Below are 16496 nucleotides of genomic sequence, written 5' to 3'. Positions count from 1 at the left end.
GTGGATTGGATGGTCATCTGGAAATACCGCGAACTGCTTGCCCATGGCATGGTGACCAGCGCCCTACTCGTGGCAGCTGGCATGCTCGGCGGCATGCTGGTGGGCGCTCTGCTGGCCCTGGCGCGACTATCGCGCTTTCGCACGCTCGCACTCCTGGTCGGCGGCTATGTGGCGGTAATCCGGTCAATGCCGCTGATCCTGGTGCTGTTCTGGTTCTACTTCATGTTGCCCCTGGTAACGGGCCACCCCCTGGGTGCGATGACTTCCGCGCTCACGACCTTCGTGTTGTTCGAGGCCGCGTTCTACTGCGAGATCTTCCGCGCCGGCATCCTGGCCGTGCCGCAAGGCCAGAGCCTCGCGGCCGCCGCCACCGGTCTGGGCAATTGGCAGACGCTGCGGCTGGTCATTCTGCCCCAGGCCGTGGCGGCCATGGTGCCGCTTCTGCTCAACCAGGCCATCATCCTTTTTCAGGACACGTCCCTGGTCTACGTCGTCGCGCTGCGCGACTTCCTGACGGCTGCCAACGTCGTGGTCGGGCTAAACGAACGACCCATCGAAGTCTACACTTTCGTCGCCGTCGTCTATCTGGTGATCTGCTACGGCGTATCCCTGCTGGTAGGCCGCGGCAAAAAGGCCGTTATCCAATGAGTCCCATGTCCAACCGCGAATCTTCCCCTTCGCATGATGCCGTCGCGCCGATGATCGCCGTTCAGGACATCTCCAAGTCCTACGGACACGCGCAGATACTGAAGAACTGCTCGCTGTCGGTCGCGCGCGGAGAGGTGGTCGTGGTCTGCGGCCCCTCGGGGTCCGGCAAGAGCACCCTGATCAAATGCATCAACGGCCTGGTGCCGTTAGACTCGGGCAGCATCCTCGTCGACGGCATCTGCGTAGGCGCGCCGCGCACCAATCTGCCGGCGCTGCGGGCGCAGATCGGCATGGTGTTCCAGCATTTCGAGCTCTATCCGCACATGAGCGCGTTGGCGAACGTCAACCTGGCGCAAGTCCACGTGCTCAAGCGCAGCCGGGCGCAGGCGTCCGAAATCTCGACGCGCCTGCTCAACCGGGTCGGCCTGGCGGACAAACTGCACTCCCGCCCAGGCCAGCTTTCCGGCGGACAGCAGCAGCGCGTCTCGATCGCCCGTGCCTTGGCCATGAATCCCAAGGCCATGCTCTTTGACGAGCCGACCTCGGCGCTGGATCCGGAAATGGTCAACGAAGTGCTGGACGTGATGCAGGCGCTGGCCCAGGAAGGCATGACCATGGTGGTGGTGACACACGAGATGGGCTTTGCCCGCCGCGTCGCCGACCGCGTCTTGTTCATGGACGCCGGCCAAATACTCGAAGACACGGCCAAGGCGCAGTTCTTCAATGAGCCGGCCACCGAGCGGGCGCGCCAGTTCCTGTCGAAAGTGCTGACGCATTGAGGCCGCGCCCCATCGCCCGGATCTGGACCGCGCCGCTCTGGCGTTGCTGAATTTAAGCTTGCGCCGCATGCGGCGACCTTGAGCGCCACGGCGAAGCTATCGGCCTGCGAACAGGCATCCTCCGCGCTTTTCGATGTGGCGGCCGGCCAACAATTAGTAACCCATACAGTCCGCAGCCACTAGAATGGGGGCGACTCCTGCCGCGAGGAAACACTTGCGTCGCCGGGAACGAGCCGCCCTATTCGGGGAGACTGCCGATAACACCCTGGGAAAGCTTGCTATGAATGCAAGCAATCAGGGAATGCCAACCCGATGATTTCATTGGTTGGCGCGGTTCCCCTTCTTTATGCAGCCTGATTAACATGCTTCGAGCCGGCCAGTTGACCTTGCACTACAGCGCGCTCATGGTCCTGATCGGACTTTCCTGCGCGCTGTGCAATGTATTGCCTTTCTACGTCCTGTCTTTACATCTCGATCTGGAGTCGCTGGGCGATTTTTTCTGGATACGCTATCTGATCTTCGGCGTTTCCTTCATGGCCTTCGCCAATTTTCGCCAGCTCATTACCGCGCGCAATATGTGGTGGCTGCTGGGCCGCGGCATTGTCCGCTGGATCTGGGTATTGCTGACCGTGCTACTGAGCCTGATCTATATCGTGCACGACAACACGGTTCTGCCGGCGGTGGGCCGCCTGATCTACGAATGGATGGCCGTCGCCCTACCCCTGCAGCTGTTGTGCCTGGCCTTGGGCCGGCGCATCATCTACCAGTTCAACAATACCGCCATGAACCGGCGCAAGGCGGTGTTCTTCGGCATGGGACCGCAGGCGCGCACGCTATCGCTGCGCCTGCGGCGCTCGCCCATCCTGGGCATCGAGGTGATGGGCTATTACGCGGCAAAGCCCGTGACCTGCGACGACAGAAAACCGGACTCGGTGCCGCCTTATCTGGGCGCGCACGAGAGCGCCTGGCCCCGCATCAAGGCCTCCGAATTCGACATCGTGTTCATCCAACCCTACGACTACTATGACGAGGAACTGAGCACCCGGATATTTGGCCAACTCTACGATTCGACCACCACCATCTACATGGTGCCCGAGACCCGCTGGGCCGAGGATGTCACGCTGTCCGGCGCCGAGATCGCCGGCATTCCGCTGCTATCGATCCACGACACGCCCATCATCGGCGTCGCCCGGCTTTTCAAGCGGCTGATGGACCTGGTGCTGGGCGGCCTGGCGTTTGCCCTGCTGTCGCCGGTCATGCTGATCGTCGCGGTGGCCGTGCGGATCGACTCGCGCGGGCCGATTCTCTTTCGCCAGGTCCGCTATGGCGAACGCGGCCAATCCATCAATGTCTACAAATTCCGTTCGATGTATGCCGAAGACGGCGGCCCGTTGCGTCAGGTCAGCCGCAGCGATCCGCGCGTGACGCGCGTGGGCAAGTTCCTGCGCCGCAGTTCACTGGACGAACTGCCGCAGTTGATCAACGTGCTGGCCGGCTCCATGAGCCTGGTTGGACCGCGCCCCCATGCCGTCGTCCACAACGAACTCTATCGCCAGCAGATCAACGGCTACATGCTGCGCCATAGCATCAAACCTGGCATCACAGGGTGGGCGCAGGTCAACGGCCTGCGCGGCGAAACCGACACCCTGGAGAAAATGCAGCGCCGGCTCAAATATGACCGCTATTACATCACCCACTGGTCGCTGGGTCTGGACATTCGCATCCTGTTCCTCACCGCCTGGACGGTGATCCGCGGCGACAACGCCTATTGAGTTTCGATGTAACAGCCTGCCAACAGCTTATATACCAAACAGCCAGAAACAATTAGAATTAAAATGGCAATAAGGGAAATTACAGCCAAAATAGGGCTGCCACGCACGCAATACACTCAAACATGGATTGCGTGGTTTTTCGGTGAGCCCCTCTCCTGCGCCACTCTCCTCGCGACTGCCGAAGATGCCTCGAACTGGTCAATTTTCCCTGCACTACAACGTCCTCATGGCGCTGAGCGCGATCTTCAGCGCCCTGTGCAATGCAGTGCCTTTCTACACGCTGTCCAGTCACCTGGGACTGGAGGCGGGTTCCGATATTCACCAGGGCTGGATCTTGATCGCCGCCGCCTCCTTCCTGACCTTCGTCGATTTTCGACAACTCATCACCGCGCGCAGCATGGGATGGCTTTTGAGCCGCGCCTTGCTGCGCTGGGTCTGGGTAGTGCTGGCCGTGGTGCTGAGCCTGCTTTTCCTGGTGCGCAACCAAACCGAAATAGACCTGACGCGCAGTCTGGTCCCTCGCTGGGCGATCATCGCCCTGATTTTGCAAATGCTGTGCCTGATGCTGTGCCGCCGGGGCATCTACTGGATCAACAACCTGGCCGACAATCGGCATAAAGCTGTGTTCTTTGGCATGGGACCTCAGGCGCACACCCTGTACTTGCGCCTGCGGCGTTCGCCCATCCTCGGGATCGAGGTCATGGGCTACTACGCATCCCAACCGGTGGATAGCCGCATTACCGCCGAAGGGCCGGTTCCGCCGTATCTGGGTTCGAACGAGAACGCCTGGCCTCATATCAAGAACGCCACATACGACATGGTGTTCATCCAGCCCTACGGTTATTACGACCAGCAACTGAGCGCCCAAATGTTCGAGCAGCTCTACGACTCGACGGCCAACATCTACATGCTGCCCGAAACACGCTGGGCCGATGACGTCGTCACCTTGACGAGCAACGAGATCGCCGGCGTTTCGCTCCTGTCCATCCACGCCACCCCCATCATGGGCTTTGCCCGCGTGTTCAAGCGAATCATGGATCTGGTGCTCGGCGGCATCGCACTGCTGTTGCTCTCGCCCGTCATGCTGGCGGTCGCCATCGCCGTGCGGCTGGATTCGCCCGGCCCGATACTCTTTCGCCAGAATCGCTACGGCGAGCGAGGCCAGCCCGTTCCCGTCTATAAATTCCGTTCAATGTACGTCGACAAGGACACGGCGACGCTGCGCCAGGCCAGCCGCGGCGATCCACGCGTAACGCGGGTGGGCCGAATCCTGCGCCGCACCTCGCTCGACGAACTGCCGCAGTTGTTCAACGTGCTGCTCGGCACGATGAGCCTGGTCGGCCCGCGCCCGCACGCCGACGCGCACAACGAACTCTACCGGCGCCAGATCAGCGGCTACATGCTACGCCACAGCATCAAGCCGGGCATCACAGGATGGGCGCAAGTCAACGGCCTACGGGGTGAAACCGACACCCTGGAAAAGATGCAGCGCCGGATCGAATACGACCGCTACTACATCCAGTACTGGTCGCTGAGCCTGGACATCCGCATTCTGTTCCTCACCATCTGGACAGTCATCCGCGGCGACAACGCTTATTGACGCGGCCTTGCCAGCTCAATCGCGATAGAGCGAGGCATAGGCATCGATAAGCTTGGGCGCCTCGTACTTCCACTCCAGTTCGTTTTCAACCCGCGCGCGGCCGAATTCCCCCATGGCCTTGCGGCGCTCGGGATCGGCCAGCAGCTCGACGATCTTCGATGCCATGTCCGCCGGATCGTTTTTGGCCGCGTAAAGGGATGCCTCTTTAGCGGACACCCGGCCTTCCATAAGATCGAACTGCACGATGGGCTTACCCAGCGCCATATACTCCATGATCTTATTCATGGTCGACGCATCGTTCATCGGATTGGCAATGTCGGGGTTGACGCAGACATCGGCCGTATTGAGAACCGCCAAAAGCTCCGCGTCGCTGACCCGGCCGGTAAACGTGACGTAATCCGCCACGCCTAGCGTCTTCGCCAGTTCCTTCATCTCTTCCAGCGAGGTCCCGCCGCCCACGATCCCGAATTGAATATCGGCCCGACCGCGTTCGTGCACCAGGATGCGCACAGACTCTAGAAGCAAGTCGATTCCCTCCTGCTTGCCCATGACGCCCACGTATCCCACGAGATAATCGCGCCCCCGCTTGAGCGACGGATCCGGCGGCAGTATTTTCAGGCGGTCGAGCTTGGGTCCGGACCTGACGACGAAAACCCGATCGGGATCCATGCCGCCGCGCTCGATGGCGATGCGTTTGTAGCTTTCGTTGGTCGCGATCGATATGTCCGCTAATTTGAACGTCAGCCATTCGGCCCAGACCATCAACTTCCAGAAGAAATCGCGCTTGCCGAACTTGGCTTCGTAGAGTTCCGGGTTGATGTCGTGGTGATCGAAAACGAATTTCTTGCCGAACAGCTTGAAGAACATGCCGACGAGGAAGATCAGGTCCGGCGGATTGCACGCATGAAAAATGTCGAACCCCCGCCCGAAGGCGATCTTCACCGCAAGCACCCACTCCCAAAAAAGCGCGGCGCCGTATTCCAAGGCATAGCCCAGCGCGCCGTCCGCCTCATGCGCAAGCGGATGGCGGTAGATGTGGATGCCATCGATGATCTCGAATCGCTTGGGCCAATCCCGCGTGGCGGGACAGATAATCGTTACCTGATAGCCTGCCGCGACGAGCGTCGTCGCCTCTTGCCAGACCCGCCTGTCGAATGGAACGGGAAGATTTTCGACAACGATCAGGACGCGACGCCCGCGCTTACCAGCAGATGCCGTCATAGCTGCCTCCCGTGGGGGGGACATTGCCGACCCGCACCAAGTCGACGACGTGCTGGCCCTCCCGCACGGTCAGATTCTTGAATTCGGGCGAGCCGTTGCCGATGACGACGATCTGCGCATGATCGAGCAGCGAGTCGATCGAATCCACCATCAAGCGCGAAATATGGGGAATGTGATTGAGGATGTAATCCCGGTTGCCACCCTGCAGCGCCGCGAGACTGACATTGCGGTCGTAGACACGCACGTCGTAGCCCTTGCCGATCAGCCGCTCGATGATCTCGACCAGGGGGCTTTCCCGCAGATCGTCCGTACCGGCCTTGAAGCTGAAGCCAAGAATACCTATCTTGCGCCCTTTGCCTTGAATAATCATGTCGAAGCCGCGGTCGATGTGGCTTCGGTTGCTGGGCATGATTGCACGCAATAGCGGCAAATCGAGATCGAGAGTCTGGGCCTTGTAAGAAAGCGCCCTGACATCCTTGGGAAGGCAAGAGCCGCCGAAGGCGAAGCCAGGCTTCATGTAATAGGGGGAGATATTGAGCTTCGTATCCTGACAGAAGATATTCATGACCTGGTGGCCATCGACCCGCACCTGTTTGCAAATCGAGCCCACTTCGTTGGCAAAAGCGACTTTCACTGCATGCCATACGTTGTCGACATATTTGACCGTCTCCGCCACTTCGAGCGACGTGCGAATCAAAGGCGCGTCCAGCCCGGCATACAGGCTCGCGACGATATCGCCGCTGGTCACGTCGACTTCGCCAATCACCGTCTTGGGCGGATTGCGATAATCGTGAACCGCCGTGCCTTCCCGCAAGAATTCCGGGTTGTTGCACAAGCCGAAGCCTGATCCGGCCAGCTTGCCCGAGGTTTCCTCGAGCACCGGACGCACGAGAGTTGCCATGGTGCCGGGGAGAATGGTCGAACGGATGACGACGGTATGGCGCTCGTCCTTGTCCCTTATCGCAAGCCCGATCTGCTCGCAGACGCGGCGAACGTAGGAAAGATCCAGGGACCCGTTTCCTTGGCTGGGCGTGCCCACGCACACCAGCGACAATTCCGTATCCCGAACGGCGGCAATCGTGTCGTCGGTCGCGCGGATACGCGAGCCGGCCGCGACGATCAGTTCGCCGATTTCAGCCTCCACGATCGGAGATTTCCCTTCGTTGATAAGTCTTACTTTTTCTGGATTAGGGTCGACACCGATCACTTCGTGACCGTCGTGCGCCAGGCAACCCGTTGCGACGACGCCAACGTAGCCGAGTCCGAATACGCTAATACGCAAAATGGCCTCTTAATCGGAAAAATTTAACAAACGTCGCAAAGTCTACCTCGGCTTGCCCGCGGCTACCATAGTTGGGTAGAGTTCTGGCAATAAACTAAACAAGAGCATCGGCGGAGTTAAACAATGTGCGGAATAGTCGGTTGGGTGACGCGTCGGCCGGTATCCGAGCCGCACAATGTTCTTACGCGCGCCTTGAATGCCATTGAGCATCGCGGCCCGGACGGCAATGGCATCTGGATTGAGTCGGGAGCCGACCAGGAACAGGTCGCGCTGGCGCATTGCAGGCTCGCCATCATCGACTTGACCGGAAGCGCGCAGCCGCTGCACAGCCATGATGGCCGTTTCACCGTGACCTATAACGGTGAAATCTACAATTACCTGGAATTGCGCGAGGAGTTAAAAAAACTCGGCCTGCGCTTCACGAGCAACGGCGATACGGAAGTGGTCGTCGAAGCCTATCGCCAATGGGGCACGGAGGCATTTTCCAAATTCCGCGGCATGTACGCGTTCGCGCTATGGGATGCGGACCATGATCGACTGATCATTGCGCGCGACCAAGTTGGAAAAAAGCCCCTGTATCTGGCCGAAATAGCCGAGGGCATCGCATTCGCCTCCGAGATCGGCGCCTTGCAGCAACTCAATCAAGTACATGCCTCAATCGATCTGGACCAGATTCCCGCTTACTTGGCGCGCCGTTACATCACAGGGCCTTCAACCTTTTTCCATCAAATCCGCAAACTCCAGCCCGGGCACTTCCTGATCTACGAAAAAGGCATGGCGCGTGAACAGCGCTTCTATGAAACACCGCTGCTGTCGATAGCGCCCCGAGCGCGCCCCCTTGCGGAAAACGTCGAACGGCTCGGCAATCTTCTGGACGAGTCCGTCCGCTTGCGCATGCGCTCGGACGCCCCCTTCGGGCTCTATCTTTCAGGCGGCCTGGATTCCTCGGTCATCCTGGCATTGATGCAACGCCATAGCGCCAGCCCCGTGCGCACGTTCTCGGTCGGCTTCGAGGGCAGCAACGCCAACGAACTTTCGCCGGCAAAACGCACCGCGCAAGACTTCGACACGATGCATCATGAACTTACCGTCACCGCCGGCGACTTTGCCGCGGCGTGGCCACGCTGCGTCGCATTGCGCGGCGCCCCCGTTTCAGAAGCCTCCGATATCGCCATCCATTTGCTTTCGAAAGCCGCGCACTCGACGGTCAAAATGGTTCTTACCGGCGAAGGCGCAGATGAACTGCTTGCCGGCTATCCCAAGTTCTGGGCTGAACGCTGGCTAGCCCGCTACCATGCGGTGATCCCTCCCGCGCTCCACCGGAGGTTGTTCCATCCGCTAATCGCCCGCCTGCCGTATCGCTTCGATCGCCTGAAAATTTTCAGCCGCGCCGCCGGCACCGCGCACGTCGCGGTTCGCGCACGCAACTGGTTTGCCAGCGGAGGGATGGATCTCATCGAGCGGCTTACGCGGGGATCCGCGGAACGCGAAACCACCGAGCGGCCGCGCCATTCCAGCCAGATCCGGGCCTTGCAGATTCACGACTTTGAATATTGGTTGCCCGACAACCTCCTCGAAAGAGGCGACCGGATGATGATGGGGGGCTCCGTAGAGGGAAGAATGCCCTTTATGGACGTTAAATTGGCCGAACTTGCAGCCGAATTCCCCGAAGATCATCTAATTCAGGGTCGCCGTGGCAAGATCGTGCTGCGGGAGATAGCAAAACAGCTGCTCCGTCCGGAACTGCTGGCCCGGCCAAAGATCGGCTTCGCCGTCCCGCTGGAATCCTGGTTCCGCGGCCCGTTGCAGCCCATGATGCGCGACCTGCTGCAATCCGGCAACTCGAAGGTCAGAACCCTTGTCGACGCCGCAGTGCTCGATAGCATCGTGGCCAGCCATATGAAAGCCAGCCAGAACCACGCAAAACTGCTCTGGTCGCTTGCCAATCTTGAACTCTTTCTACGCATGCATCAGCACTGAAGCTGCCGGCGCGCGAAGCCATTGCGGGAATTCATGGTTTTCACCGAAATAACCGGCATCTCCCTTTATTCTTATTATATCCTCCCTCATATTCCCATAACTAGACTCAAATTGATCGAATTGAGCCTGTGCCCTACCCTTTCGATGTCTGAAATGAATTGATTTGTAGTATTTCTCACCCTTAGAATGCACTACCTATGCCCACTCTCTGCTATTTCAAGAAAGCCGAGAAGCGCATGTACTAAAAGGCGCAAGGTTATGCCTCAAGAATGTTGCTGGAAAGCAGCAGCTCCGCCTTGCCAAATATGGCAGATTTTGCCGTGATTGATTTCAGAATCCCACCATGGCGCGCTGAATCGAGGCGCCCTTGCATCCTACTTCCTAGCTCACGCTCTAATTTGAACGCTTTCTGGCGCAAGGCCAGACGAATTTACTGCTTCGCGGGCTTGCATGCCGGGTTCGACCTGGCATGGCACACACAGATCAATTGATTTTCTGGTATTGCGGTTCGCGCCGCGAGACCGCCTGGGCTGATCCGCATTCGGCGGGCATGCCATGTCGATGGTATTGCTGGAGGAAACGTGGATAACACCACTGCCGTGAGTCATTACATCAACAACCGCCTGTGCGCACCGCAATGGCGCTCGTTCCTATCGATTTTCGCCGAAGAGCTGGCGCAAGACATGACCTCTAGGCACTTGGGCCAGGTCATGCGCCGCACCGGCGAGCAATTCGCCCGCCAGCACTCGCTGCCCGGAACCAGCACGATCGCCGACCTGCAGATGGCCATCAACCGGGTCTGGGATGCGATGGACTGGGGCTGGGTCGAAATACACGAGGCCCAAGACCGTTTGGTGCTGAGCCATTACTACGCGCCTTTGCAAGCGGCGTTCGGCGCAGCCCACCAGGCTTGGTCCAGCGCTTTCCTGGAGGGTGCCTACGATTTGTGGATGCACCAATCGGGAGCCGACTCGCAACTGCGGGTGACTTCGGCGGACGATCACAGCGCCTCGGGCGCGATGGTTTTTCACTTCGGCAGATGACGGGTTTGCGGCGCATGCCGTAAATCTGTTCGGTGCATGTCGGCCTAGGCATGTCGGCCCGGGGAATGCAGGAACGAGGGCGTTACATGAGCAATACAACGGACATTTCAAACCTCTACCAACAGACAGGCGGGAACCCGTCGCAATATAAAGAGGTAGAGGTGGCGGAACAGGCGCACGCGTCTCGCGGGCGCTGGACCATGTTGTCGGCCGTACATCCGGACCGGGCCGAAGCGATATCGGTGAACGGAACACCGGACGAAGCAGTTCACCAAGCCGAAGCGGCGAGATTTGACGCGATGGCACACGAAGCGGCAACCATCGCGCCGGCCGTGCCGAAGGCTCCGATTGGGCCGAGCGACCCTTGGATCGGGCCTGCGACGATGTCCATGCCATTCGCGGCCCAGGAACAGGCGCCCTACACCGCTGCCGCAATCGTGGAAAACGCAGCGCCGGCCTATGAGCCGCCGCTTGCCCCTGCCCCCTCCCCTCCTGTCGAATACGTGCACATGGCACCGGTTCCCATGCCTGCCGTGCTTGAACAGCCGCACGTTATCCACGCTGCCATGCCCGATCCATTGCCCGCTTATGCCGAGCCCGGACAATCTTTCGCTCCCATCGTGACTCAAGCGCCGCTTGCGCCTGTCATGCCGGAACAATCCGCTGCCCAACCTCTGACCGAACCACTGCCTGTTTCAGAGCCACCGACTCCTACACCCGCCGCGCAGACTTCCAGCCTGAGCGGCGTGTTTGCTCGCCTGGCGCGAACCGCGCCCGCAGCCGATTCCACACAAGGTCAAAAATCGCCATGGTAACGGTCATCGCAGTCGTGGCTGCCAAGGGTGGCGTGGGTAAGAGCACGATAGCCGCCAACCTGGGAACGGCGCTGTGCCAGACTGGCCGCGCAATCCTGTCGATCGACCTCGATCCGCAGAATGCCCTGCACTTGCATCTGGGCGGCAACCCGGAAGACATCCATGGCCTATCGCGTGCCAGCGTAGGCGGAACGCCCTGGCGCAATGCCTGCGTGCGATCCGTTTCGGGTGTTTACGTCCTGCCCTTCGGCCAGGTCAACGATACCGACCTACAGACCCTGGAACGCCAGATTGCCTCCGATCCCAACTGGCTATCGAATCATTTGCGCAGCTTGAACCTGAACAGCGACACGGTGGTGATCCTGGACACGCCGCCAGGATCGTCTGAATACCTGCGCCAAGCGCTGGGCGCGGCCGATCTGGTGATCTCCGTGCTGCTGGCCGACGCCGCCTCATACCCCACGCTGCCGATGATCGAAAACATGATCCAACGCTATAGCGGGGCGCGGCCCGGCCGGCTCGGACATGTCTGCATCGTCAATCAGGTCGATGCCGCGCGGCTTCTATCCAAAGACTCGGTACATCTGATCCAAAGCGCGCTGGGCGATCGCGTCATCGGCGTGGTGCACGAAGATCAGGCCGTGAGCGAATCGCTGGCCCGGGGCCGCACCGTGGTCGAGGCCGATCCCTACAGCCTGGGCCGCAAAGACCTGATGCAATGCGCGGATTGGATCTTACGGCGCCTGAAAACCAGGGCGGACGCGGCTCTATGAGTCAGACCAAACCGAAGCGGACCAAACTGGCGCCGGAGCCATCGCAGGCCGACACGCCTCTGCGGGACTATGACGGCAAGCAATGGGACGAGCGGCTCATGACCCTGGGGGCGTCGCTATGGTCGCCGAACTGGTTCCGGCTGCTGATAGTGCTGTTGGCCGCGCTGCTGTTCATCGCAACCGTGACGGTCAAGCTGAATTCGACGCAGCAATGGGTATTCGGGATCCTCTGCATCCTCGTCGCCTTTTTGCTGAGCCGCATCAGCGGCAGGTTAATCACGGTAACGATGGTGACCCTGTCTATATTCGTTTCCCTACGCTACATATACTGGCGCGTGACCCAGACGCTGAATTTTTCCGGGCCGCTGGAATTCGTGTTCGGCTATGCCTTGCTGCTGGCCGAAATATACGCATTAGTGATGCTGATACTCAGCTATTTCCAGACGCTCTGGCCGCTGCCGCGCCGACCTGTGCCGCTGCCGGTCGATACCTCGGCCTGGCCCACGGTGGATGTGTACATCCCAACCTACAACGAGCCTCTGGACGTCGTGCGGCAGACGGTGATGGCCGCCACGGTGCTCGATTGGCCCGCCGACAAGCTGCGCGTGTACGTGCTGGATGACGGCCGCCGGGATGAGTTCCGGGAATTCTGCGCCCAAGCGGGCGTGGGCTACCTGACACGGGCTGACAACCAATACGCCAAGGCCGGCAATCTGAACGCGGCGCTGCCGCGAACCAGCGGCGAATACATCGCCGTGTTCGACTGCGATCACATCACCACCCGTTCGTTCCTGCAGGTCTGCATGGGGTGGTTCCTGAAAGACAAGAAGCTGGCCGTGTTGCAGACACCGCACGTGTTCTTTTCACCAGATCCCTTCGAGCGCAATCTCGAAACCTTCAGGCGGGTACCCAACGAAGGCGACCTGTTCTATGGCGTGGTGCAAAATGGCAACGACCTATGGAATGCCTCCTTCTTTTGCGGTTCCTGCGCGGTGCTGCGGCGTTCCGCGCTGGAGGATATCGGTGGCGTAGCGACCGAAAGCGTCACGGAAGACGCCCTGACCGCACTGAAGCTGAGCGCGAAGGGCTACAACACCGCCTATCTGGCCGTGCCGCAAGCGGCTGGCCTGGCGACCGAAAGCCTGGGACGCCATATCGGCCAACGCATACGCTGGGCACGCGGCATGGCGGAGATCTTCCGCAAATACAACCCGCTGCTGAGCCGAGGTTTGCGCCTGTCGCAGCGGCTGTGCTACCTGAGCGCGATGATGCACTTCTTCTTCGGGATCCCGCGCATGGTGTTCCTGCTCATGCCCATGGCTTATCTATTCTTCGGCGCGCAGGTCTTTCATGCATCGGCGCTGATGGTGCTGGCCTATGTCGTGCCGCATCTCATTATTTCGAACATGGGCGCCTCCCGCATTCAAGGACGTTTCCGCCACTCGTTCTGGAACGAAATCTACGAAACGGTATTGGCTTGGTACACCATTGTGCCGGTGATCCAGGCTTTGCTGTTTCCCGGCAGCAAGGGTTTCAACGTGACAGCCAAGGGCGGAGTAATCCGACAATCGTTTTTCGATTGGGCGCTGGCCAGGCCCTACCTCGGCCTACTGCTCGTGAACCTGGTAGGCGTCGTGGTGGGCCTGGTGGACCTGGCGCATCATCCCAAATGGATCGTGACGATGAGTATCTTGTTCAACCTGGGGTGGGTGGCCTACAACATCATGCTTCTGAGCGCGGCCGCGGGGGTCGCGAGCGAGGAAAAGCAGTTGCGCTCCATGCCGCGCGTGCAGGTCAAATTGCCAGCCGCCGTGGGCCTGCCCGACGGGCGTCGCATCGCCTGCCAGGCCAGCGACTTCTCTCGTGGCGGGCTGGGGCTGATGATGCCCGAGGATGCGCCCTTGCCGGAGCGCGGCGAGCGCGTCATGATCTCGGTGTTCCGCGACAACTACGAAGGCATATTCCCCGCCGAAGTCGTGATGTGCCGTGGCCGTCTGCTGGGCGTGAGCTTTCCGGACCTGACCATCGAGCAAGAGCGCGATCTGGCGCGGGTGACGTTTGCGCGCGCCGACAACTGGTCCTCGTCCTGGGGAAAATATCGCCCCGATAGGCCGATGCGCTCCTTCGTCGAGGTGATCGGCATCGGCATAGTCGGCTTGCGGGATCTGCTCAAGCAGATGTTCTGGTGGGGCAAGGGGCACTTGCGCCATCCGGCCGAGGTGTCCACGGGCGCACCGGGAACCAAACGATCATGAGCTTCAGGTGTACGCCGTCCTCGCTGCGTGTCGCATGCCTGCGCCGGCTGATTGCGCTATGGTGTTGTTGCATCCCCCTGCTAGGCGCAGCCGATGCCTGGGCCCTGGCTGCACCCGCCGAGGCGCCGCCTGCCTCCGCGCCGACCGCGCCAGCGGCGGCTGTGTCCACCGCGTCTCCCCAGGCCTCTCCTTTCCTGCCGCCCGGCGCTCAGACTTACCGCATTCCGCTGTTGCGGCATTACGCGGACCAGGGGCTGACCCTGAGAGGCGAGGACAGCTACGGCGGCATGGATTTCGGCCTGCGCCAGGATGAACGCGTGGTGCGTGTCAGGCTCAATCTAGACTACAGCTATTCGCCCACACTGCTGCCAGCGCTCTCGCATCTCAAAGTGCTGCTCAATGGCGTGGTAGGGGCCACCATCCCCTTGTCCAAATCCGCGTCGAGCACATTTGAGCACCTTTCGGTGGATCTGCCCGTGTCGGTCTTGTCAAAGTTCAATCATTTGAACCTGGAGTTGATCGCCCATAGCGAAGCCAGCGACAAGGGCAATGATCCCCAGAGTCCCGATCTATGGCTCAAGGCGAACTCCGGCAGCATGCTGGAGTTGACCGTGGTGCCGGTGGATCTGCCCAACGAGCTATCGCTCCTGCCCGCGCCGTTTTTCGACGCGCACGACGAGCGCACGCTTGAGCTGCCCGTGGTGCTGCCGCATGCGCCCGACGCCAGCCGCCTGGAATCGGCCGGCATCGTGACCTCGTGGTTCGGCGCGCTGGCGGACTATCGCGGTGCTCGCTTCACGGCCAGCCTGGGCGCGGTACCCGCGCACGGCCATGCCGTGGTACTGGCGCTGCCGGGCGAATTGCCGGGCTTGACGATGCCCGCAGTGAATGGTCCGACGCTGGCCATCGTGCCCAATCCCAACGACCCCAACGGCAAACTGTTGCTGATCACGGGCCGTGACGATGCGGAAATCCGCCAGGCCGCCATGGCACTGGCCACGGGCGCTCAGACCTTATCCGGCCCTCAGGCCAGAATCAATGCCATGGTCACAGCCGCGCCACGAAAGCCTTTCGACGCGCCCAAGTGGCTGCGCAGCGACCGCCCTATGCAATTGGGCGAATTGATGCCGGCCGACACGTTCACGGCCCAGGGCCTGCAGCCGAGGACAATCAATGTGAACCTGCGCCTGCCTCCGGGCTTGTTCGGCTGGAACAACCCCGGAGCGAAGCTGAATCTGCATTACTCCTACACGCAACGCCCGACGTCGTTGCATTCGGAACTGACCGTGTTGTCCGGCAACCAGCTCTTGCAGTCCCTGCCGCTGTCCCCCAGCGCATCGGACGGCCACGCCGAACTGCGCATTCCCACCTATCTGCTGCCGCCGCTGGCCACGCTGCAGTTTCACTTCCGCTACGAATTCCTCAAGCCAGACGGCAACTATCAAGACGTCCCGGGCGGTTCAATCGAAAGCGCGATCGATCCCACGTCGACCATCGACATTTCCCATCTGCCGCACTACGAGGCCATGCCCGATCTTCGCGCCTTCGGCGATGCGGGCTTTCCTTTCACGCGCATGGCCGACCTGTCTGAGACGGCGGTGATCATGCCTGACAAGCCGGGCGTGGACGACTATTCCGCTTACCTCACCCTGATGGGCGGCATGGGCCAGGCCACAGGCTATCCGACGCTTGGAGTAACAGTAGGCAGCGCGGCGCAGGCCAAGTCGCTAAGCGGTAAAGACTTGCTGGTGCTGGATTCGGGCGGCGATCAGCCCTTGATCAATGCGTGGCGCGGTGATCTGCCGCGCAGCTTCTTCGACCCGGGCGCCGCACCTAGCAGCGGGAACGGGTTCCTGAACCTATGGGACAAGCTGAAGGACACCGGCGAGAGCGGCCGGCGTGCGGCAACTGGCGATCTGTATCGTGGCGGCGACCGGCAAGGCATGGTCGCCGGCCTCATGTCACCGCTGGAGCACGGGCGCAGCGTAGTCGTCTTATCGAGCAATACCCCAGCCGGCCTGAACGCGGTGGTAAGCACGCTGCTGACCAATCGCTATCTCATCGAAAAGAGCGCGGGCGATAAGATCGGCGGCAGCCTAGCCGTGGTGCATGACGGCGCCATTACCACTTTGCAGGACGATCGGAGCTATTACGTCGGGCGTTTGCCGCTCTGGCTGGCGGTGGAGTGGTTTTTTGCCAACCACATGCTGCTACTGCTCGTGGCGACGCTGGTCGGCGTAGCGCTCATAGGCTTGCTGGGCGGTGTATTCCTGCACCGGCGCGCGCTATACCGATTGGAACTGGAACATTCCCAAACATAGCAACGTG

The 16496-nt window shown here is 60.7% G+C and carries 12 protein-coding genes; 10 read left to right on the top strand and 2 right to left on the bottom strand.

Annotated features, from left to right (window positions below):
- Positions 1-9: 9 nt before the first annotated feature.
- From H143_RS0108380 to H143_RS0108365, 4 genes are all read left to right on the top strand, one after another.
- Positions 10-648, top strand: a complete 639-nt coding sequence (locus H143_RS0108380; RefSeq protein ID WP_019937787.1) for an amino acid ABC transporter permease — start codon at positions 10-12, stop codon at positions 646-648.
- A 50-nt stretch (positions 649-698) separates the two neighbouring features.
- Complete coding sequence (locus H143_RS0108375) at positions 699-1427, top strand: amino acid ABC transporter ATP-binding protein (protein ID WP_026349854.1); 729 nt, start codon at positions 699-701, stop codon at positions 1425-1427.
- Positions 1428-1789: 362 nt separating this feature from the next.
- Entirely contained in the window at positions 1790-3199 is a 1410-nt protein-coding gene (locus H143_RS0108370) for an undecaprenyl-phosphate glucose phosphotransferase (RefSeq protein WP_019937785.1), read from the top strand.
- Positions 3200-3383: 184 nt separating this feature from the next.
- A complete protein-coding gene (locus H143_RS0108365) occupies positions 3384-4799 on the top strand; it encodes an undecaprenyl-phosphate glucose phosphotransferase (protein WP_155803354.1) in 1416 nt (471 codons plus the stop codon).
- 15 nt (positions 4800-4814) lie between these two features.
- On the opposite strand, the gene H143_RS0108360 is transcribed toward H143_RS0108365, so the two are convergent.
- Together H143_RS0108360 and H143_RS0108355 are read right to left on the bottom strand one after the other, a co-directional pair.
- Positions 4815-6044, bottom strand: coding sequence for a glycosyltransferase family 4 protein (locus tag H143_RS0108360; RefSeq protein WP_231378480.1), 1230 nt, complete (start codon positions 6042-6044; stop codon positions 4815-4817).
- Complete coding sequence (locus H143_RS0108355; protein ID WP_026349852.1) at positions 6001-7302, bottom strand: nucleotide sugar dehydrogenase; 1302 nt, start codon at positions 7300-7302, stop codon at positions 6001-6003. The genes H143_RS0108360 and H143_RS0108355 overlap by 44 nt, the downstream gene beginning before the upstream one ends.
- A gap of 123 nt (positions 7303-7425) precedes the next feature.
- Here H143_RS0108355 and asnB point away from each other — a divergent pair, with 123 nt between their 5' ends.
- The 6 genes from asnB to bcsB all read left to right on the top strand — a co-directional run bounded on the left by asnB (position 7426) and on the right by bcsB (position 16489).
- Positions 7426-9282, top strand: a complete 1857-nt coding sequence (asnB, locus tag H143_RS0108350) for an asparagine synthase (glutamine-hydrolyzing) (RefSeq protein WP_019937781.1) — start codon at positions 7426-7428, stop codon at positions 9280-9282.
- 599 nt (positions 9283-9881) lie between these two features.
- Positions 9882-10325, top strand: coding sequence for a cellulose biosynthesis protein BcsD (gene bcsD, locus H143_RS0108345; RefSeq protein WP_231378479.1), 444 nt, complete (start codon positions 9882-9884; stop codon positions 10323-10325).
- 86 nt (positions 10326-10411) lie between these two features.
- A complete protein-coding gene (gene bcsP / locus H143_RS0108340) occupies positions 10412-11140 on the top strand; it encodes a cellulose biosynthesis protein BcsP (RefSeq protein ID WP_019937779.1) in 729 nt (242 codons plus the stop codon).
- Positions 11134-11913, top strand: a complete 780-nt coding sequence (gene bcsQ / locus H143_RS0108335; RefSeq protein ID WP_019937778.1) for a cellulose biosynthesis protein BcsQ — start codon at positions 11134-11136, stop codon at positions 11911-11913. The genes bcsP and bcsQ overlap by 7 nt, the downstream gene beginning before the upstream one ends.
- The gene (bcsA, locus tag H143_RS0108330) at positions 11910-14168 is read left to right on the top strand and encodes a UDP-forming cellulose synthase catalytic subunit (RefSeq protein ID WP_019937777.1); all 2259 of its coding nucleotides are present in this window, start codon (positions 11910-11912) and stop codon (positions 14166-14168) included. The genes bcsQ and bcsA overlap by 4 nt, the downstream gene beginning before the upstream one ends.
- A complete protein-coding gene (gene bcsB, locus H143_RS20265; protein WP_019937776.1) occupies positions 14165-16489 on the top strand; it encodes a cellulose biosynthesis cyclic di-GMP-binding regulatory protein BcsB in 2325 nt (774 codons plus the stop codon). The genes bcsA and bcsB overlap by 4 nt, the downstream gene beginning before the upstream one ends.
- Positions 16490-16496: the final 7 nt, after the last annotated feature.

This window comes from Bordetella sp. FB-8, from assembly GCF_000382185.1.
Classification (GTDB): domain Bacteria; phylum Pseudomonadota; class Gammaproteobacteria; order Burkholderiales; family Burkholderiaceae_B; genus Bordetella.
This window is presented reverse-complemented; position numbering and strand designations above follow the sequence as displayed.